Origin of the sequence: Arthrobacter sp. zg-Y1110, assembly GCF_025244865.1 — a bacterium.
Taxonomy (GTDB): Bacteria; Actinomycetota; Actinomycetes; order Actinomycetales; family Micrococcaceae; genus Arthrobacter_B.
This window is the reverse complement of the sequence record NZ_CP104272.1, coordinates 1924794-1944086: the sequence shown is the minus strand read 5'-3', so window position 1 is coordinate 1944086 and position 19293 is coordinate 1924794. Positions and strand designations below refer to the sequence as shown.

Annotated in this window: 18 protein-coding genes; 12 read left to right on the top strand and 6 right to left on the bottom strand. The window is 64.3% G+C overall.

Going from position 1 to position 19293, the window contains the following annotated elements; all coding sequences use genetic code 11:
* Positions 1 to 54 precede the first annotated feature (54 nt).
* From N2K99_RS09025 to N2K99_RS09010, 4 genes are all read left to right on the top strand, one after another.
* On the top strand, positions 55 to 1578 hold the full coding sequence (locus N2K99_RS09025; RefSeq protein WP_227933555.1) for an LCP family protein: 1524 nt from the start codon (positions 55 to 57) through the stop codon (positions 1576 to 1578).
* 177 nt (positions 1579 to 1755) lie between these two features.
* Positions 1756 to 3498 carry a 2-isopropylmalate synthase gene (leuA, locus tag N2K99_RS09020; RefSeq protein WP_227921469.1) on the top strand — a complete coding sequence of 581 codons (1743 nt, stop codon included), beginning with the start codon at positions 1756 to 1758 and terminating at the stop codon, positions 3496 to 3498.
* Between the two features lie 67 nt (positions 3499 to 3565).
* The gene (gene recO / locus N2K99_RS09015) at positions 3566 to 4315 is read left to right on the top strand and encodes a DNA repair protein RecO (RefSeq protein WP_227933554.1); all 750 of its coding nucleotides are present in this window, start codon (positions 3566 to 3568) and stop codon (positions 4313 to 4315) included.
* Between the two features lie 2 nt (positions 4316 to 4317).
* A complete protein-coding gene (locus tag N2K99_RS09010) occupies positions 4318 to 5136 on the top strand; it encodes an isoprenyl transferase (protein WP_374200048.1) in 819 nt (272 codons plus the stop codon).
* On the opposite strand, the gene N2K99_RS09005 is transcribed toward N2K99_RS09010, so the two are convergent.
* On the bottom strand, positions 5120 to 6118 hold the full coding sequence (locus tag N2K99_RS09005) for an alpha/beta hydrolase (RefSeq protein ID WP_227933553.1): 999 nt from the start codon (positions 6116 to 6118) through the stop codon (positions 5120 to 5122). The genes N2K99_RS09010 and N2K99_RS09005 overlap by 17 nt on opposite strands.
* Before the next feature lie 78 nt (positions 6119 to 6196).
* On the opposite strand from N2K99_RS09005, the gene N2K99_RS09000 reads away from it, so the two are divergent.
* On the top strand, positions 6197 to 7267 hold the full coding sequence (locus N2K99_RS09000; RefSeq protein WP_227921476.1) for a quinone-dependent dihydroorotate dehydrogenase: 1071 nt from the start codon (positions 6197 to 6199) through the stop codon (positions 7265 to 7267).
* Positions 7268 to 7331: 64 nt separating this feature from the next.
* Here the strand turns inward: N2K99_RS09000 and N2K99_RS08995 are convergent, their stop codons facing one another.
* Complete coding sequence (locus tag N2K99_RS08995) at positions 7332 to 7925, bottom strand: DUF3043 domain-containing protein (RefSeq protein ID WP_227921479.1); 594 nt, start codon at positions 7923 to 7925, stop codon at positions 7332 to 7334.
* 38 nt (positions 7926 to 7963) lie between these two features.
* Between N2K99_RS08995 and N2K99_RS08990 the strand changes: the two genes are divergently transcribed.
* From N2K99_RS08990 to N2K99_RS08960, 7 genes are all read left to right on the top strand, one after another.
* Positions 7964 to 9379, top strand: coding sequence for a dipeptidase (locus N2K99_RS08990; protein WP_227933552.1), 1416 nt, complete (start codon positions 7964 to 7966; stop codon positions 9377 to 9379).
* A 160-nt stretch (positions 9380 to 9539) separates the two neighbouring features.
* Positions 9540 to 9920: an iron-sulfur cluster assembly accessory protein gene (locus N2K99_RS08985; RefSeq protein WP_227921490.1), complete on the top strand. Its 381-nt coding sequence runs from the start codon at positions 9540 to 9542 to the stop codon at positions 9918 to 9920.
* Between the two features lie 182 nt (positions 9921 to 10102).
* Positions 10103 to 10960, top strand: a complete 858-nt coding sequence (gene coxB / locus N2K99_RS08980) for a cytochrome c oxidase subunit II (protein ID WP_227921493.1) — start codon at positions 10103 to 10105, stop codon at positions 10958 to 10960.
* 8 nt (positions 10961 to 10968) lie between these two features.
* The gene (gene ctaD, locus N2K99_RS08975) at positions 10969 to 12693 is read left to right on the top strand and encodes a cytochrome c oxidase subunit I (RefSeq protein ID WP_227921496.1); all 1725 of its coding nucleotides are present in this window, start codon (positions 10969 to 10971) and stop codon (positions 12691 to 12693) included.
* Positions 12693 to 13094, top strand: a complete 402-nt coding sequence (locus N2K99_RS08970; protein WP_227921498.1) for a cytochrome c oxidase subunit 4 — start codon at positions 12693 to 12695, stop codon at positions 13092 to 13094. Before ctaD ends, N2K99_RS08970 begins: the two co-directional genes overlap by 1 nt.
* Before the next feature lie 211 nt (positions 13095 to 13305).
* Entirely contained in the window at positions 13306 to 14103 is a 798-nt protein-coding gene (locus N2K99_RS08965) for a GntR family transcriptional regulator (protein ID WP_374200047.1), read from the top strand.
* A 61-nt stretch (positions 14104 to 14164) separates the two neighbouring features.
* Entirely contained in the window at positions 14165 to 14722 is a 558-nt protein-coding gene (locus N2K99_RS08960) for a hypothetical protein (protein ID WP_227933551.1), read from the top strand.
* A 102-nt stretch (positions 14723 to 14824) separates the two neighbouring features.
* Here the strand turns inward: N2K99_RS08960 and N2K99_RS08955 are convergent, their stop codons facing one another.
* The 4 genes from N2K99_RS08955 to N2K99_RS08940 form a co-directional block, all read right to left on the bottom strand.
* Complete coding sequence (locus N2K99_RS08955; RefSeq protein ID WP_227921502.1) at positions 14825 to 16510, bottom strand: ubiquinol-cytochrome c reductase cytochrome b subunit; 1686 nt, start codon at positions 16508 to 16510, stop codon at positions 14825 to 14827.
* 2 nt (positions 16511 to 16512) lie between these two features.
* Entirely contained in the window at positions 16513 to 17544 is a 1032-nt protein-coding gene (locus N2K99_RS08950) for a ubiquinol-cytochrome c reductase iron-sulfur subunit (protein WP_227921506.1), read from the bottom strand.
* Between the two features lie 85 nt (positions 17545 to 17629).
* The gene (locus tag N2K99_RS08945; protein ID WP_227921507.1) at positions 17630 to 18430 is read right to left on the bottom strand and encodes a c-type cytochrome; all 801 of its coding nucleotides are present in this window, start codon (positions 18428 to 18430) and stop codon (positions 17630 to 17632) included.
* An 81-nt stretch (positions 18431 to 18511) separates the two neighbouring features.
* Entirely contained in the window at positions 18512 to 19150 is a 639-nt protein-coding gene (locus N2K99_RS08940; protein ID WP_227921508.1) for a heme-copper oxidase subunit III, read from the bottom strand.
* Between the last annotated feature and the right edge of the window lie 143 nt (positions 19151 to 19293).

The window sequence follows — 19293 nt, the reverse complement described above, 5'->3', positions numbered from 1 at the left end:
CCGTACACTTTGAAGCATTCGTTTGAGCACATTGATTCATGAAGGGGACCGGCTATGTCATCTCGCCGTGCCGCAACGGGCGGCGGCCCCTTGGGAAAACCGACTGCAGGTAAGGGTTCAGCAGAACCAGGCGGGAGGCACCTCTCGAGCGGAGCCGCCGCCGGCCATCCGCTGCTTAAAGGCATCGCCGCGGCTCTTGCCCTGGTCCTGGTCGGCGGGGTGGTCTTCGGCGCCGTCCAACTGCTGAGGCTGAGGGGCAACTTCGATACCCAGCCCCTGAACCTGGGGTCCGACGACACACAGGTGGAGCAGGTGGACGCCAACACCGATCCCATGCAGATCCTGGTGCTCGGTACCGACCAGCGTGACGGGCAGGACTCGAACAACTCCGACGTCATGATGCTGGTGAACCTCACGGCGGACCGCTCGAACGTCACCGTGGTCAGTTTCCCCCGGGATCTCCTGGTCCCGCTGCCGGAGTGCGAGGATCCCTCGTCCGGCACGGTGTATGACGCCATGGACCTGGGCCAGCTGAACGGCGCCCTGGGCAACGGTGGACCCGGCTGCACCGTTGCTGCCATCAACGAGGTCACCGGCCTGTCGATCGACCACTTCATGATGGCCGACTTCGATGCGGTGAAGGAACTGTCGAACACCCTCGGCGGCGTGGAGGTCTGCGTCAACCAGCCCGTTGACGACCCGCTCTCCGGCCTGGACCTGCCGGCCGGTGTGAGCAGTGTCCAGGGCGAGCAGGCCCTTGCCTTCCTCCGGACCCGGCACGGGTTCGGCAACGGCGGCGACGAAGGCCGCATCCGCGCCCAGCAGAGCTTCCTGGCTTCCATGGTGCGGAAGGTCAAGGAAGAGGGAACGCTGAACAACCTGCCCAAGCTCTATTCGATTGCGGAAACCGTCACGAAGAACCTCACCGTGGACGAGGAGCTTGCGAACATCCCCGACCTGGTCGCACTGGCAACCCGCCTCAAAGACGTAGACCTCGGGAACGTTGCCTTCGTGACGGCTCCCGTTGTGCCGTACGAATACGACACCAACCGGCTGGTCCTCGACGAAGCCAAGGCCCAGCCGCTCTTCGACGCTCTGGTCTCCGACCAGGGCATCACCGCGGATGAAACCCCGTCCCCGGAGGCCACTGATACGGCTGAATCGGGTACCCCTGCCACCCCCGGGACAGCGGAACCTGCCGTACCGGCCGTGGACCCCGCTGCGGTTCCGGTGACGCTGGTCAACGCTTCGGGCACCGCCGGCCGCGACACCGCGGTCCTCGAGTACCTCACCTCCAAGGGGTTCACCCAGGCTCTGGCCGGCGGCGCAGGCGCGTCCCAGAGCCCGGCCACCCAGATCTTCTACGGCTACGGATATGAAGAGATGGCCCAGGAAGTGGCCCGGACACTGAACATCCCGGGCGTGCAGGTGGTTCTCAGCGCCGCCTACACCGGAGTGTCGGTGCAGATCGGCGCGGACTTCGCCAGCGGCTCCACCATGGGGGACCTGGGCGATCTGGGTGACCTGGACGGGCAAACCGCGGCCCAGGTTACGTGCCAGACGGCGTTTGGGAACTAGCCGTTCGGTAAACGGGATCGGCTGCATGTTAGTCTGGTCACGTGCACGCAGAGATCCTCCTCCTTAGCTGCCGCGGCGAGGCCACACAAGCACCTGCTTAGGCCGCCCCTCGCTGCGGAGTCTGTGTTGCCCGGCCACTCTTTCTGATGATCGACTAGAAAAGGCCAAACCAACACCATGCGTAACGCACAGCAGTCTTCGGGCATGCCGATCTCCAAGTACGTCCCTTTCCACGAACAGATTGCCGTGGACCTGCCGGACCGGACCTGGCCGGACAAGGTCCTCACCAAGGCACCGCGCTGGTGCGCCGTGGACCTGCGGGACGGTAACCAGGCACTGATCGATCCCATGACGCCCGAACGCAAGCATAAGATGTTCGACCTGCTGGTGAAGATGGGGTTCAAGGAGATCGAAGTCGGTTTCCCCTCCGCGTCCCAGCTGGACTTCGACTTTGTCCGCCAGCTCATCGAGGGCGACCGGATCCCCGATGACGTCACCATCCAGGTGCTCACCCAGTCCCGGGAACACCTGATTGAGCGCACCTACGAATCCCTCGAGGGCGCAGACCGGGCGATTGTCCACCTCTACAACTCGACCTCCGTGCTGCAGCGCCGCGTCGTGTTCAACACGGACCGCGACGGCATTGTGGATATTGCCCTCTCGGGTGCGCGCCTGTGCAAAAAGTACGAGGAGCAGCTGCGCGGCGTCGACGTCACCTATGAGTACTCGCCCGAGTCCTACACCGGCACGGAGCTGGATTTCGCCCTGCGGATCTCCGACGCCGTCGGGGAAGTGCTGGAGGCATCCCCCGACCGGCAGATGATCCTGAATCTTCCGGCGACGGTGGAAATGACGACGCCGAATGTCTACGCGGACTCCATCGAGTGGATGCACCGGAACATTGCCAACCGCGAATCGGTCATCCTGTCCCTGCACCCGCACAATGACCGGGGCACCGGTGTCGCAGCGGCGGAACTGGGCTACCTGGCCGGCGCGGACCGGATCGAAGGCTGCCTCTTCGGCAACGGCGAACGCACCGGCAACGTGGACCTGGTGACGCTGGGCATGAACCTGTTCAGCCACGGCATTGACCCCCAGATCGACTTCTCCGACATGGACGAGATCCGCCGCACCGTCGAATACTGCAACCAGCTCCCCGTGCCCGAGCGGTCACCGTACGGCGGCGACCTGGTCTTCACCGCATTCTCCGGCTCCCACCAGGACGCCATCAAGAAGGGCTTCGAAGCCATGGAGAAGGAAGCCGCCGCCGACGGCCGGACCGTGGACGAACTGCAGTGGGGCGTGCCCTACCTGCCGATCGATCCGAAGGACATCGGCCGCAGCTACGAAGCCGTGATCCGGGTGAATTCCCAGTCCGGCAAGGGCGGTGTGGCCTACCTGCTCAAGAACGAGCACAACCTGGACCTGCCGCGCCGGGCGCAGATCGAATTCTCCGGGGTGATCCAGCGCCGCACGGACACTGCCGGCGGCGAGATCACCGGAGCCGAGCTCTGGAAGGTGTTCCAGGACGAGTACCTGCCGAGCACGCCGGAGTCCGACGGCGCCGCCTGGGGACACTACGAGCTCACTTCGGTGAACGCGGACACGGCTGCCGACGGCCGCTTCAACCTCACCGCGACCCTGAGTACGGACGGAGTGGCGAAGCGGCGGATGGCCAGCGGAACCGGTCCCATCGCGGCGCTGCTGGAAATCCTGGGCCAGGACGGAATCGACGTCCGGCTGCTCGACTACACCGAACATGCCCTGTCCGCCAGCGGCAATGCGCACGCTGCGGCGTACGTTGAGCTGGCCGTGGGGGAGCGGGTGCTGTGGGGTGTCGGGATCGATCCCAACACAACCATGTCCGCGTTGAAGGCAGTCATCTCGGCCGTGAACCGGGCCATCCGGGACCACTCCTAGGCTGCCCGGAGGCACGCCGGGCGGCAGCGGTCCGCCGGGCGTGCCCGGGCGTGGGAAAATAGGTTCCGTGGCCAAATCCTTTGCATCCCGCACCTATCGGGATGACGCGGTTGTCCTGCGCACCCACAAGCTGGGCGAAGCGGACCGCATCCTCGTCCTCCTCACCCGCGAGCACGGGCAGGTGCGTGCCGTGGCCAAAGGCGTTCGGCGGACCTCCAGCAAGTTCGGTGCCCGGCTGGAACCCTTCATGGTCGCCGAGCTGCTGCTCTCGCACGGCCGGAACCTGGACATTGTGACCCAGGCCCAGACCAAGGGTGCCTACGGGCACGGCATCGCAGCAGATTACGCCCGCTACACGGCGGCGGCCGCAATTGCCGAAACCGCGGAGCGGCTGACCGACATCGACGGCGAATCCGCCAAGGCCCACTACCAGCTGGTGATCGGTGCCTTTGCGGCCCTCAGCCGCGGTTCCCACGCCCCGGAACTGATCCTGGATTCCTATCTGCTGCGCGCCCTCTCCACTGCCGGGTGGGCACCGAGTTTTACCGACTGCGCCCGCTGCGGGGCCGATGGCCCGCACACCGCCTTCTCCGCACCGCTGGGCGGCGCTGTTTGTCCCGCCTGCCGGCCGCCCGGCTCGGCGTCGCCGTCCCCGGAGACAATGGTGCTGCTGGGGGCGCTGCTCACCGGCGACTGGCCCACTGCCGACGCATCCGGCCCGCAGCCGCGCCACGAGTCCGCCGGCCTGGTGGCCGGATATCTTCAGTGGCACCTGGAACGGGTGCTGCGGTCCCTTCAACATGTGGAGCGTGTCTGACCTTGCGTTCAAAATCTTCCGCCGCCAAACCGGGACCCGCGAGCCGGCCTGCTCCGCACCCCTCCGGTGCGGTTCCGCCGCAGGTTCCGGCCGAACTGGTGCCCGCCCATGTGGCGATCGTGATGGACGGCAACGGCCGCTGGGCGAACCAGCGCGGCCTGCCCCGGACCGAGGGACACCGCGCCGGTGAGGCCGCGCTGCTGGACGTGATGGCCGGCGCCATCGAGATGGGCATCCGCCACGTTTCCGTGTACGCGTTCTCCACCGAGAACTGGAAGCGGTCCCCGGAGGAGGTCCGCTTCCTGATGGGCTTCAGCCGGGATGTGCTGCGCCGGCAGCGGGACCAGCTCAGCGAGTGGGGTGTGCGGATCCGCTGGTCGGGGCGCCGTCCGCGGCTGTGGCAAAGCGTGGTGCGGGAACTGGAGATTGCGGAAGAGGAAACCCGCAACAACACCGTGTGCACCTTGAACATGTGCGTGAACTACGGGGGCCGGGCCGAGATCGCCGACGCCGTCGCCGCCATTGCCGCCGACGTCCAGAAAGGCAAGCTGCGGCCGGGGTCCATTTCCGAGAAGACCATCCAGAAGTACCTGGACGAACCGGACCTGCCCGACGTCGACCTGTTCCTGCGCACCTCGGGGGAGCAGCGGTTCTCCAACTTCATGCTCTGGCAGTCCGCGTACGCCGAAATGGTCTTTATGGATACGCTCTGGCCGGACGTGGACCGGCGGACCCTCTGGGAAGCGGTGGAGATTTACGCCCGCCGGGACCGCAGGTACGGCGGTGCGGTCGACAAGGCCGGAGCTAGCGCGGGAGCATAAAGGCCCTGGACCACCGCTGGATTCCCTCGTAGACCCGGGTGCGGACGGGCAGCGCGGACAGCAGGGTGTCGTGCAGGGCGCCGTCGAACCGGTACACGGTGATCTCCGGGCCAAGCAGGACGCCGCGCTGAACCATCAGGAACACGTCCAGCACGCTGTCGGTACGCAGCATCAGCGGATTCCATGTGGGCGCGATGGTGGAGGCCGCGGAGGCCAGCAGCAGCACCGGCACCCGGATGTCCAGGCCCCGGGCAACCTGAGCGTGGCCCGCGAGCACAGCCCTGAGCCAGCCGGCGCGGACCGGGAAGCTGAACGGCGGCCGCCAGAGCGGATCCACGTCCCACTCTCCGTCCATTGCCGAACTGATGCTCCGGAAGTAGAAACCGAACTCCGGGATTTTCAGCCGGGTCCGGGGCCTGCGGCGGGCGAGCGGCTCCAGCAGGCCGTTGGTGGCGAAGCGCAGCATGGAACTGCCGCTGAGCTCCAGCCAGGGACTGTTCAGGATCAGTGCCTGCAGGCGCCCGGGGAATCGGTCCGCCCAGAGCGCGGCGACCAGCCCGCCGGTTGAGTGCGCCATCAGCGTGATGCGCATGCCGGCGCCGCAGCGGTCCTGGAGGTCCGCCTCCATTGCTTCGAGCGCCGCCTCGATATCGGCGTCGTACTCCGCCAGATCGCCTACATAGCCCTCCGACTGGCCCGGGCGCAGGCTCCTGCCGTACTTGCGCAGGTCAAGGGCATAGAAGGCCGCACCCTGTGCGGCCCAGAACCGCGCCAGATCCGCCTGGAAGAAATAATCACTCCATCCGTGCAGGTACAGGACGGCATCCACTTTGCCCCCGACCGGGACGGGCGGAACCGGCGGGCAGTGCGAGACCAGGGTGGCAACCACCGGGCCTTCGTCGTCTTCCCCCAGCTCGAGGGTCAGGCTGCGGAATCCGTCGCCGAGAACATCAGGTTTCCAGTCGGGGTGTTCACGGCGCATGCAACCGACATTAGCCGACCGGACGCCGGTTCGCCGTTGGGGTTTGGCACGCGGTGCCGGTTCTGGAATCTTTGAGGTATGCGCATCTATCCCACCTTCTTCCGGCTCGTTTTCTCCGGCATGGATCCCGAACTGGCCCACCGGATCGGTTTTGTCCTTATCCGCGCGGCCGCCCGCACCCCGGCCGGTCCGGTGCTCCGACGCCTGATGCGCCCTGCCCCGGTATTGCGGACCGAGGCACTGGGCCTGACCTTTCCCTCCCCGTTCGGCCTGGCTGCGGGATTCGACAAGGAAGGCTCGGGCATTGTTGCCCTCAGCAATCTGGGCTTCGGACACGTGGAGGTGGGTACCGTGACCGCTTCCGCCCAGCCGGGCAATCCGAAGCCGCGGCTGTTCCGCCTGGTCGAGGACCGGGCGGTGATCAACCGGATGGGATTCAACAACGACGGCGCCGCCGCCGTGGCGCCCCGCCTGGACAAAGCCCGGACGGCACTGGCAAAAGCCTTCGGGACGCCGCGCCCCGTCATCGGCGTCAATATCGGCAAGACCAAAACCGTCGAGCTCACGGACGCCGTTGAGGACTACCTCGCCAGTGCCCGGACCCTCGCCCCGCACGCGGACTACCTCGCCGTAAACGTCAGCTCACCCAACACGCCCGGGCTGCGGCTGCTGCAGGACATTTCCACGCTGCGCCCGCTGCTGGCCCAGGTGGGCAGCGCCGCAGACCAGGCCGCAGGACGGCACGTCCCGCTGCTGGTCAAGATCGCCCCGGACCTGAGCGACGCGGACATTGACGACGTCGCCGAGCTCGCCCTGGCCCTGAAGCTTGACGGCGTGATCGCCACTAACACCACGATCACCCGGGAAAACCTGGTGACGGACCCGGAGCGCGTCATTGCCTGCGGCGTCGGCGGGCTCAGCGGTGCACCGCTGAAGAAACGGTCCCTCGAGGTGCTGCGGCGGCTCCGCACCGCACTGGGGGAGGACGGCCCGGCCATCATTTCCGTCGGGGGAGTGGAAACGGCTGCCGATGTGCAGGAGCGCCTCGACGCCGGCGCTGTCCTGGTGCAGGGGTACACCGCGTTCCTGTACGAGGGTCCGTTCTGGGCGGCACGGATCAACCGGGGCCTGGCCCGGTCCCGCCGTTAAAGCAATGAAAGGGCCGCCCGCGGGCGCCCCTTTCATTTTCGTACGGAAGTTGTCCTGGAAAAACTCAGGAGGGGTACTGGCCGCGGCTGACCTGCGGCTTGGGCAGGCGGAAACGCCGCAGCTGCAGGGACCGGGAAACCCCGTACCAGACATCACCGGGGTTGGGCCCGCCGAACTTGGCCGTCAGGCGCTTCCGGATCTGCCGGCGCAGCATGAAGCTGTCCGCAATGACCAACAGGATGAGCACCCAGAACGCCGCCATCACAATGAGCTGGACATCGATGTTCTGGATGAAGCTGAACAGGACGAACACCAGCGCAGCGATCATGATGAATTCGCCGATGTTCCAGCGGGCATCAACAATGTCGCGGACAAACCGGCGGTTGGGGCCCTTGTCCCGAAGGGGAAGGTAACGCTCCTCGCCGGTGTCCAGCGCGCGGCGGGTCTTCAGCCGCTCCTCCCGGAGTGCCTCGCGGTTGGCAGCCTTGGCCGCCTTCCGGTCATCAGGCACCAGCGGCCGCCGGCGGGCGGCTACCTGGTCCTTTCGGCGGGGCGTCGGGGCACCCTTGCCCACCCGTACGTTGGCTGCCTGGTCAGCGGCAGCTGCCTGGTCCACAGTTTCCTGCGCGGTGGGCGCTTCTTTCTTTCGTCCGAACACATCCCAAGGATACCGTGAATGATTGTAGGGTTTTGGCTATGACTTCCAACCCCACTCCAGACGCAAATCCCTCATCCGCGGATGTCCACGAAGACGCCCTCCGTGCCAGCGTGGCCGCGGATTTCCCGCGGACCGTCGAGCAGCTCAAATCCCTGGTGAGCATCCCGGGCATCGCGTGGGACTCTTTTGATCCCGAGCACCTCAACCGCAGCGCCGCCGCCGTCGCCGAGCTGGTCCGCGAGGCCGGCATCGAAGACGTCCAGGTGCTGCGCGTGGACAACAACGGCACCCCCGGCGGCCCCGCCGTCGTCGCCCGCCGTCCCGCCCGGGCCGGCGCACCCACCGTCCTGCTGTACGCCCACCACGATGTCCAGCCGCCCGGGGACCCGGACCTCTGGGAGTCCGACCCCTTCACCGCCGAAGAGCGCAACGGACGGCTTTACGGCCGCGGCGCTGCGGATGACAAGGCCGGCATCATGGCCCATATCGGTGCGCTGCGTGCCTTGGAAGACGTCCTGGGGGAGGAGTCCGGCGTCGGCGTCACCCTGTTCATCGAAGGTGAGGAAGAAGCCGGATCCCCGACCTTCCGCACCTTCCTGGAGACCTACCAGGACCTGCTCCGCGCCGACGTCATTGTGGTAGCCGATTCGGGCAACTGGAAGGTAGGCGTACCGGCGCTCACCACGAGCCTGCGCGGGCTGGTGGACGGGACGGTCGAGGTCCAGGTGCTGGACCACGCCGTGCACTCCGGGATGTTCGGCGGTCCGGTACTGGACGCGCCCACCCTGCTGGCCCGGTTGATTGCGACCTTCCATGACGACGCCGGCGACGTCGCCATCGCCGGACTGGTGTCCGGCGACGACGCCGCAGTGGATTACCCCGAGGCGGACTTCCGTGCCGATTCGTCGCTGCTCGACGGCGTCCGGCTGGCCGGAACGGGCTCCATTGCGTCCCGGCTGTGGACCAAACCCGCCCTGTCGATCATCGGCATAGATGTGCCGACAGTGGCGATGTCCTCCAACACCATCCAGCCGAAGGCCCGCGCGAAGTTCAGCCTGCGCCTGGCCCCCGGGCAGAGCCCGGAGGAAGCCATGGCAGCCGTCGAGGCACACGTCCAGGCCCACGCTCCCTTCGGTGCCAAGGTCACCTTCACTCCGGGGGAGCAGGGCAATGCCTTCGCCACCGACACCAGCGCCAGCGCCGCACGCACCGCGCTGTGGGCCCTCGAACGGGCGTGGGGAGTGGAGCCGGTGGAATCGGGCATGGGCGGATCCATCCCGTTCATTTCGGACCTCGTGGAATTGTTCCCGGAGGCGCAGATCCTGATCACCGGCGTCGAAGATCCGGATTCACGCGCCCACAGCGCCAACGAATCACTGGACCTGGGCGACTTCCGGAACGCCATCCTGGCCGAAGCGCTGCTCCTTGCCCGCCTCGGGGCCGTTGCAGGCTAGGAAACAGGACCAAAGCAAGTGCCGGGCGGGAATTCCTTTCGGCCCGGCACTTGTTAGATCGTTGGGGGTCAGCAGACGTACCATTGAGACACTGGTCCGGCCCGCGGCAGGCGATTCAAGGTGTGCACGCGGAAAGACCAGCTGAGGAAAGAGAGAAACTATGAGCGTTTCCACCAGCGAAAACAAGACCGCCGCAGCAGAGGCCGAGCTGCCCGTACACGAAGTACTGCTGTCGGATGTAGCCGCACAGAAGGTCCGCAGCCTGCTGGAGCAGGAAGGCCGCACCGACCTCCGTCTCCGTGTGGCAGTCCAGCCCGGTGGCTGCTCGGGACTCATCTACCAGCTCTACTTCGACGAGCGTGTCCTCGACGGCGACGCCGTCCGTGACTTCGACGGCGTTGAGGTCATCGTGGACAAGATGAGCGTTCCCTACCTGTCCGGCGCATCGATCGACTTCGAGGACACCATTTCGAAGCAGGGGTTCACCATCGACAACCCCAATGCCGGCGGCTCATGCGCCTGTGGAGATTCCTTCCACTAGGAACCATGGCTGCGGCGGCCCGTAACAGGAGCATTAAACGCCCGGCGCGGCGGTGATCTGTCACTGGATCGCCGCGCGTACGGGTAAGCTCTACACGTAGTAGTAAAACTAATGTCCGTAACGGGGAACTTTTTTGTCTCCGTACGGACAGCACTTGCACGCAACAAGAGGAAGGGCCGTCTGTGAGTTCGCAGGACCGAACCAGCAGCCGACGCGCCAGGATCTTAAAGATCTCAGCCGTAACGTCGGCCGGCGCGTTGTTTTTATCGGGGTGTTCATCGGAGGCTCAAACGGGCTGGTTGCCGACGGACCGCGACACCACTAACCACACCGGCCGGATCATTGACCTTTGGGTCAACTCGTGGATCGCTGCCTTGGCTGTTGGTATCCTCACCTGGGCTTTGCTCCTGTGGTGCATGGTTGCCTACCGCCGTCGCAAGAACGAGACCGGGTACCCGCGCCAGCTCAGCTACAACCTGCCGCTGGAGATTTTCTACACGGCCGTGCCGCTGTTCATGGTTCTGGTGTTGTTCTACTTCACCAACCAGGACATCAAGGCGATCAATGCAACCAGCGATGACCCGGACCGGGTCATTATTGATGTGCGCGCCAAGCAGTGGTCCTGGGACTTCAACTATGTCAACGAAGACAAGTACTACCAGGGCGTTCAGGTCAACCTTGACGGCCAGGAAGTCGACCAGGATGAGTTCCCCACGTTGGTGCTCCCCGTCGACAAGACCATCGAGCTGCAGCTGAACACCCGCGACGTCCAGCACTCCTTCTGGGTGCCTGCGTTCCTGCAGAAGATGGACGTCTACCCCGGCCGCACCAACGTCATCACCCTCGAAACCGGTAAGACCGGCACCTTCGACGGTAAGTGCGCCGAGCTCTGCGGTGAGTACCACTCCGAAATGCTCTTCAACGTCGAGGTTGTCACCGAAGCCGAGTACGACGAGTACGTAGCCGGACTGCCCACCGGGCAGGTCGACGGGGACTACGACCGCCAGTACAACTCAGAATCTAGCGAAGTTAGGAAGTAGGTGACGTCATGACTACTCTCGAATACACTTCGGAAGATTCCGGCACCAGGGTTGCGCCTCGCGTAGTACCCGTCTCCAAGGGACGAATCGTTGTCAGCTGGATCACGTCCACTGACCACAAGACGATCGGGTACATGTACCTGATTTCCTCGTTTATCTTCTTCTGCCTCGCCGGCGTGATGGCACTGGTCATCCGCGCGGAGCTGTTTGAGCCCGGTATGCAGATCCTGCAGACCAAGGACCAGTACAACCAGCTGTTCACGATGCACGGCACCGTGATGCTCCTGATGTTCGCCACCCCGCTGTTCTCCGGTTTCGCGAATGTCATCATGCCCCTGCAGATCGGCGCACCGGATGTCGCCTTCCCGCGGCTGAACGCCCTGGCGTTCTGGTTCTTCCTCTTCGGCAGCACCATCGCCGTTGCCGGCTTCATTACGCCGCAGGGCGCTGCGTCCTTCGGCTGGTTCGCCTACACCCCGCTGTCCAGCACCACGTTCTCTCCGGGCGTGGGCGGAGACCTGTGGGTCTTCGGCCTGGCACTGTCGGGCTTCGGTACCATCCTCGGTGCCGTCAACTTCATCACCACCATCATCTGCATGCGTGCCCCGGGCATGACCATGTGGCGCATGCCGATCTTCACCTGGAACACGCTGGTCACGGCCATCCTGGTCCTGATGGCGTTCCCGCCCCTGGCGGCTGCACTGTTCGCCCTCGGCGCCGACCGGCGCTTCGGAGCGCACATCTTCGATCCGGAACGCGGCGGCGCCATCCTGTGGCAGCACCTGTTCTGGTTCTTCGGCCACCCCGAGGTCTACATCATCGCCCTGCCGTTCTTCGGCATCGTGTCCGAGATCTTCCCGGTCTTCAGCCGCAAGCCGATCTTCGGCTACAAGGGCCTGGTCTACGCAACCATCGCCATCGCCGCACTGTCGGTGACGGTCTGGGCGCACCACATGTACGTGACCGGTGCAGTCATGCTGCCGTTCTTCGCCTTCATGACGATGCTGATCGCGGTGCCTACGGGCGTGAAGTTCTTCAACTGGATCGGCACCATGTGGCGGGGGTCCATTACCTTTGAGACCCCCATGCTGTGGAGCATCGGCTTCCTCATTACGTTCCTCTTCGGTGGATTGACCGGCATCATCCTGTCCTCCCCGCCGCTGGACTTCCACGTCTCGGATACGTACTTCGTGGTTGCCCACTTCCACTACGTCATCTTCGGCACCGTGGTGTTTGCAATGTTCGCAGGCTTCTACTTCTGGTGGCCCAAGTGGACCGGCAAGATGCTCAACGAACGCCTGGGCAAGATCCACTTCTGGCTCCTGTTCATCGGCTTCCACGGCACCTTCCTCATCCAGCACTGGCTGGGTGTCCTGGGCATGCCGCGTCGCTACGCCGACTACCTGGTGGAAGACAACTTCACTGCGATGAACCAGTTCTCCACCATCGCCTCCTTCGTCCTGGGTGCCTCGATGATCCCGTTCTTCTGGAACGTGTACATCACCTGGCGCCACGGCAAGAAGGTTGAAGTGGATGACCCCTGGGGCTTCGGTGGCTCGCTCGAGTGGGCAACTTCCTGCCCGCCGCCGCGCCACAACTTCACCTCGCTGCCCCGGATCCGTTCGGAGCGTCCGGCGCTGGACCTGCACCACCCCGAACTGCAGCAGCACGTCACTGACGATTCCGCCGCTGCCAAGGTATTCGGCCCCGGCGACCGGAAGGAAAAAGTCTAATGAAGGTTGAGACTAAGCTCTTCGCTTACATGACGCCGTTCTTCATCGTCGTCGGTGTTGTCTACGGCTACATGGTCGATTGGATGGAGCCCGTCGGTTACCTGGCGCTCTTCCTCACCGGCGGCATGTCCGGCATGATCGCCTACTACATCGGCTTCACCGGTAAGCGCGTCGGCCCCCGGCCCGAGGACCGCCTGGATGCCGAGATCCACGAAGGATCCGGCGAACAGGGCTTCTTCAGCCCGTGGAGCTGGTGGCCGCTGCTGCTGGGTGCCTCTGCCGCTATCGGCTTCCTGGGCATGGCAGTCGGCTGGTGGATCCTTTACATCGGCGCCGGCCTGGCAGTCATCGCACTGGTTGGCTGGGTTTTCGAGTACAGCCGCGGAAACCACGCCCACTAGGGACTGCATAACAGCATAAAGAGGAAGGACCCGCAGGAGACTGCGGGTCCTTCCTTTTTGCCTTGGCCCGCCGCGGCAGGACAAGGAGCGCGGTAGGGGAGGGGTGGTGCGGGATGCCGGTATCCTTAGACGGCAGCAGTTTTTCCCAGCCGGAGGGGCGGAATAGAAAGATGCACGTTACGGATCCGTTCATTCGCTCGGAATACCGCGGGTGAGCAACCACCGCCTGCGCCTGATTACCGAGGGCATTGATCCCGGCACGGGCGTCGCCAAGCACGTGCAGCTCCAAGGCATCCTCCGCCGGTTCGTGGAAAGCCATGCCGGGGCAGGGGAGATCATCCCGTCGGAGCGCGAGCTCTCCGAGCACTTCTCCGTAGCCCGCATGACCATCCGCCAGGCCGTGGACGCCCTGGTGGCGGACGGCGTGCTGGAGCGCGTCGTCGGGCTCGGGACCTTCGTGGCACGGACGAAGATGGACCTGCAGGTTCAGCTGACCTCGTACTCCGAGGAAATGCACCGCCGCGGCATGGTCCCTGCCGCACACGTCCTGAGTTTCGAGCAGATCGGTGCCTCGCAGCTGGTAGCTCGTGAACTCCAGATTGAACCGGGCCAGCCGGTTATACGGTTCCGGCGGCAGCTGCTGGCGGACGGCGAACCGATGAGTGTGGATGAGAACTTTATCCCCGCACACTACGTCCCGGGCATTCTCGAGGAAGAGCCGCCGACGTCGCTCTACAACGTGCTGAGCGAACGGTACGGCCTGGTGATGGAGTGGGGCGAGGACACCATTGAGGCAACGGCTGCCTCGGCCTCCATCGCACGCCTGCTCAACGTTGAGCTGGGCGCACCGGTGCTGAAGATCCAGCGTCACGCCTACGTGTCACGGGCAATGGTCGACTACTCGGTGTCCTACTACCGGGCGGACCGCTACAAGCTCTGGGTGCCGCTGCAACGGCCCGGAGTACGCACCCCACGCTCTTACCACCCACGCCGGCGCCCGAACGCCTGAGCGCCACCCCAAGGGGCCGCAGCCCCCGTTCAGACCCCACAGCAGGAAGAGGAACACCACCATGGTCACCATTCGGATGTACAAGCGCGACGAGGCGGGGGTGCTCCACTTCCGTGAGGCCCTATATGACGAGGACGAGGGGCAGCTGATGCTTTCCTCCGGTCCCGTGGGCTACGAGGGCTCGGCCAAGGTCCAGGAGGTGGCACCGGAAGCCGCGGAGGGCCTTCTGCACGCCTTTGTCGTCACTTCGGAGGAAGAGGGGTACGCGGAGATAGATCCGGCAGACCAGCACTGGGTCATCGTCCAGTACGCGCTCAAGACCGCCGGCGGCACGGAGCGGGACCGCTACCTCGAGCACAAGGCCACCCAGGCCATTTCCTCGTACTTCCTGTGGCGGGGGCTGGGGGAGGTGGACCACACGGAGTTCGCACCGCGGAAGCTGAATATCTATTGCCTGGTCCCGGACGTGAACAAGGCAGTCGCAGGCCTGAAGGTAGTGCTCCGGGATCCGCTGCTCGACTTCACCAAGCTCACCATCGGATCGGCACCCGTGGCGGACCTGTCAGCCCTGAAGCAGCGGTACCCGCTTCCGGCCAGGCAACCCTTCACGCTGGCCTAACCGACTCAACCGGCTGACCGCCGGCGCATTGCCGATGGACAAACAAAAAAAGAGGGCCCGACCGGATGATCCGGTCGGGCCCTCTTCTGCACTGCCTTGCGGTTAGTGCTGTTCGATCGATGCCTGGTCGTCAGCCTTGGCTGCAACCTCGGACGGCGATTCGTGGTGATGCGCGTTCTCCAGTTCGGACGGCGTCACCGGAGCAACGCGGTCCTCGAAGAAGAAGCGGGACAGCTTGGCGCGTCGCTTCTCCTTCCGGGAGATCTTGCCGTTGGCGTCCGGCTGGGCCGGGAGTGCCTTGTAGGAGTCAAAGTCCACCAGGCGGTAGCGCTTGTACTCGTCCAGCGGCTCGTGCACCTCGATGTACTCACCGTGCGGGAGACGGACGATACGGCCGCTCTCAACACCGTGAAGGACAATCTCGCGGTCCTTGCGCTGCAGCGCCAGGGCGATGCGGCGGGCAATGATGAAGCCCAGGATCGGACCGACGAAGAACAGGACGCGGAGCCAGTACGTCACATCGTTCAGCGACACGTGGAAGTGCGTGGCGATGAGGTCGGAGCTGGCAGCAGCCCACATGACGCAGTAGAACGTGATGCCTGCAACGCCGACGGCGGTGCGGTACGGCGCGTTGCGCGGGCGGTCCAGCAGGTTGTGGACCCGCTTGTCCTTGGTCAGCCAGGCTTCGATCCACGGCCATGCGAAGAGCAGGGTGAAGACGAGGCCTGCCGGGCCCAGGGCCGGGAGCAGCACGTTCAGTGACAGGGTGTTATCGCCCCAAGGGAACGGGATGACCCATTCCAGCGGGAACGCGCCGAGGAAGCCGGGCATCAGGCGCAGGGCGCCGTCGACCCAACCGATGTACCAGTCGGGCTGGGTACCGGCGGACACGGGGGAGGGATCGTAGGGACCGTAGTTCCAGATCGGGTTGATGGTGAAGAAGCCCGCAATGATCGCAATCACGCCGAAGACGATGAAGAAGAAGCCGCCGGCCTTCGCTGCGTAGACCGGGCCGACCGGGTAGCCGACAACGTTGTTGTTGGTCCGGCCGGGGCCGCGGAACTGGGTGTGCTTGTGGATAACCACCATGAACAGGTGGATCGCAATCATCAGCAGGATCAGCGCCGGAACCAGGAGGATATGCAGCATGTAGAGACGGCCGATAATCGCGGTTCCGGGGAATTCACCTCCGAAGAGGAAGAAGCTGATGTAGGTGCCTACCACCGGGACCGACTTGATGACGCCGTCGATGATGCGCAGGCCGTTGCCGGAGAGCAGGTCATCGGGGAGGGAGTAGCCGGTGAAGCCCGCAGCCAGGGACAGGATCAGCAGGACGCCGCCCACCACCCAGTTGAGTTCGCGGGGCTTGCGGAAGGCGCCGGTGAAGAACACGCGGAGCATGTGCACCGAGACGGCTGCTACGAAGAGCAGGGCCGACCAGTGGTGTACCTGGCGCATGAAGAGGCCGCCGCGGACATCGAAGGAGATGTTCAGGGAGGACTCATAGGCCACGGACATTTCGACGCCGCGCAGCGGCACGTAGCTGCCTTCGTAATGCGTTTCCGCCATGGACGGATCGAAGAAGAACGTCAGGAACGTTCCGGTCAGCAGCAGGATGACGAAGCAGTACAGAGCAACTTCGCCGAACATGAACGACCAGTGGTCGGGGAAGACCTTGCGGCCCAGCCCCTTGACTATGCCGGAGCCGTTGACCCGGGAGTCAACGAAGTTGGTGACGCGTCCCAGACGGGTCTTGGCCTCGTAAGGGGTGGCAGAGGGAACACTCATGATCAGCCACGCTCCCAGTAGCTCGGTCCAACAGGTTCTTCGAAGTCGCGCTGGGCGACCAGGTAGCCTTCGCTGTCGACCTCGATCGGCAGCTGCGGCAGTGCGTGTCCGGCCGGTCCGAAGATGACTTTGCATTCCTGCGTGACATCGAAGGTCGACTGGTGGCACGGGCACAGCAGGTGGTGCGTCTGCTGCTCGTACAGGGCAACCGGGCATCCAACGTGCGTGCAGATCTTGGAGTAGGCGACAATGCCGTCCACTGCCCAGTCTTCGCGTCCGGGGGAGGGGTTCAGGTCCTCGGGGTTCAGGCGCATCAGCAGAACAACGGCCTTGGCCTTTTCCTCAAGCTTGTGCTCGGGGAGATCGTTCAGGCCGTCCGGGATGACGTGGAACGCCGAGCCCAGGGTGACATCCGAAGCCTTGATGGGGGTGCCGCTGGGGTCGCGCACCAGGCGGGTGCCCTCTTTCCACATGGTGTGGCGGAGGGTGTCGCCCGGAAGCGGGCCGAGGTCCCGGAAGACGGCGATGGCCGGCAGCGGTGCCAGGACCATGGCGCCGAGGAGCGTGTTGCGGATCAGGGGACGGCGCTTGATGCCCGTTTCCTCGATGATGTCCCCAACCATCTTCTCCGCGACCACGCGGTCCTCTTCAGGACGGATCTCGTGACGGTCTTCGGTGACCTCGTGGTCCGGCATAAGCGTCTTTGCCCAGTGGACAATACCGACGCCGATTCCGAGCATCGCGAACGCGGTGCCGAGTCCCAGGAGGATGTTCTGCAGCCGCAGTTCAGCGATGCTGGCATCATCCAGGTGGATGCTGAAGTACCCGATGAAAAATACGATGGTGCCGATGATCGACACGATGAACAGGCTCGCCACCTGCCGCTCTGCCCGCTTTTCGGCGCGGGGATTTGTGTCGGCTAGACGAGGGCGGTGTGGGGGAAGTCCCGGATTCTGGAACTTCTCCTCATCTCCCTGGCCAGCCGTAGCGACGGTGCCCGAGGTGTTCGGACTGCCGTGACTATGGTCGCCCATGATCCCCCTCATCCTTCTCTGAAAACTGCATTTATAGACCTATATGTAACTGTGATGTCACCCGTGGAGGTGAGCGCGGCTGTGGTTAGGAAGACCGGGAGGTCAACCAGATGGTGAAAGCGATGATGATTCCCAGACCGGCGGTCCAGATAAACAGACCCTCGGATACCGGACCGAGCGAGCCCAGCTGGGCCCCACCGGGGGAGCCGCTGGATTCGATGTCCTTGAGGAACGTGATGATGTCCTGCTTGTCCTCGGGCGTGATGTTGGTGTCGCTGAAGACGGGCATGTTCTGCGGGCCGGTGACCATGGCCTCGTAGATGTGCTTTTCGCTGACGCCGTCAAGGCTCGGAGCGAACTTGCCCCGGGTCAGTGCACCGCCGGCAGCTGCTGCGTTGTGGCACATGGCGCAGTTCACGCGGAACAGCTCACCGCCGTTGGCGGCTGCCTCTTCGTCGGTGGTGTCCGACTCAAGGTATTCCGAGTCCGGAACCGAAGGTCCGGCACCGAGGCTGGAAACGTAGGCAGCCAGGTCAGCGGTCTGGTCTTCGTCAAACTGGACCGGCTTCTCCTGGGCCTGCGGGCCCTGCATGGCCATCGGCATGCGGCCGGTGCCGACCTGGAAGTCGACCGATGCTGCGCCGACGCCTACCAGCGAAGGACCGTTTTCGGTGCCCGTGGCTTCAATGCCGTGGCACGTTGCACAGTTGGCGACGAAGAGCTTCTCGCCCTCGCTGACGTCTTCGGCAGTGTACGTGGTGGTAGCAGCCTGGGCCTGGTTGGCTCCGTTGGCTACGGCATAGAGACCACCCGTAACGAGGAGTCCCAGCAGCAGCAGCGCGACTGCTGCGAGGGGATGACGCCGCCTTTGCGATAGTGCCTTCACTTCGTAGTTCCTAACTTATGTGGTCTTTGGGAAACTTGTGCCACTTTGAAGTATTTCGTGGGGTGCGATCCTCAAGCAGTGTTACTTGAGGAAGTAAATGATGACGAACAGGGCAATCCAGACCACATCAACGAAGTGCCAGTAGTACGAGGTTACGATCGCCGAAGTTGCTTCGAAGTGTCCGAAGCGCTTGGCGGCGTAGGCACGGCCGATGATGAAGAGGAACGCGATCAGGCCGCCGGTCACGTGCAGGCCGTGGAAACCGGTGGTGAGGTAGAACGCGGAACCGTAAGAGTTCGACGAGAGGGAGACGCCTTCAGACACGAGCATGGCGTATTCGTAGGCCTGTACGGAGACGAAGATGGCTCCGAGTACGAAGGTCAGCAGGAACCACTCAGTCATGCCCCAACGGGAGAACTTCAGGAGCCCTCCGGTGCGGCGTGCCTGAAGTCGTTCTGCGGCGAAGACGCCGAACTGGCAGGTGAAGGAGCTGGAAACAAGGATCACCGTGTTCACGAAAGCGAACGGAACGTTCAGCTTCTCGGTCTCCATGGCCCACAGATCGCTCGAGACCGAGCGAAGGGTGAAATACATGGCGAAGAGAGCAGCAAAGAACATCAGTTCGCTGGAGAGCCACACCACGGTTCCTACGGAAACCATATTGGGGCGGTTCAGCGTGGGGTGAGCCGGGGTACTGGGGGCATGGGTCGCTGTTGTCACATAGACATTATGGCGGTAAAACTGCCCAGTTCTCCAACAGATCAGGGCCGACGGCGCGTCCAAAGTCGGCCGCGACGCCCCGGATCCCTGTATTGGCGCGGAAATAGGCCTCACAGAAAGAAATCAGCTTTTTCTACGAAACG

Excerpts from the sequence above, each read along its gene's own strand:
- N2K99_RS08990 (WP_227933552.1), top strand. The coding sequence starts at position 7,964 with ATGACTTCCAACCCCACTCCAGACGCAAATCCCTCATCCGCGGATGTC.
- N2K99_RS09025 (WP_227933555.1), top strand. The coding sequence starts at position 55 with ATGTCATCTCGCCGTGCCGCAACGGGCGGCGGCCCCTTGGGAAAACCG.
- leuA (WP_227921469.1), top strand. The coding sequence starts at position 1,756 with ATGCGTAACGCACAGCAGTCTTCGGGCATGCCGATCTCCAAGTACGTC.
- N2K99_RS08970 (WP_227921498.1), top strand. The coding sequence starts at position 12,693 with ATGAAGGTTGAGACTAAGCTCTTCGCTTACATGACGCCGTTCTTCATC.
- N2K99_RS09000 (WP_227921476.1), top strand. The coding sequence starts at position 6,197 with ATGCGCATCTATCCCACCTTCTTCCGGCTCGTTTTCTCCGGCATGGAT.
- N2K99_RS08960 (WP_227933551.1), top strand. The coding sequence starts at position 14,165 with ATGGTCACCATTCGGATGTACAAGCGCGACGAGGCGGGGGTGCTCCAC.
- N2K99_RS08985 (WP_227921490.1), top strand. The coding sequence starts at position 9,540 with ATGAGCGTTTCCACCAGCGAAAACAAGACCGCCGCAGCAGAGGCCGAG.
- N2K99_RS08955 (WP_227921502.1), bottom strand. The coding sequence starts at position 16,510 with ATGAGTGTTCCCTCTGCCACCCCTTACGAGGCCAAGACCCGTCTGGGA.
- ctaD (WP_227921496.1), top strand. The coding sequence starts at position 10,969 with ATGACTACTCTCGAATACACTTCGGAAGATTCCGGCACCAGGGTTGCG.
- N2K99_RS09005 (WP_227933553.1), bottom strand. The coding sequence starts at position 6,118 with ATGCGCCGTGAACACCCCGACTGGAAACCTGATGTTCTCGGCGACGGA.
- N2K99_RS08950 (WP_227921506.1), bottom strand. The coding sequence starts at position 17,544 with ATGGGCGACCATAGTCACGGCAGTCCGAACACCTCGGGCACCGTCGCT.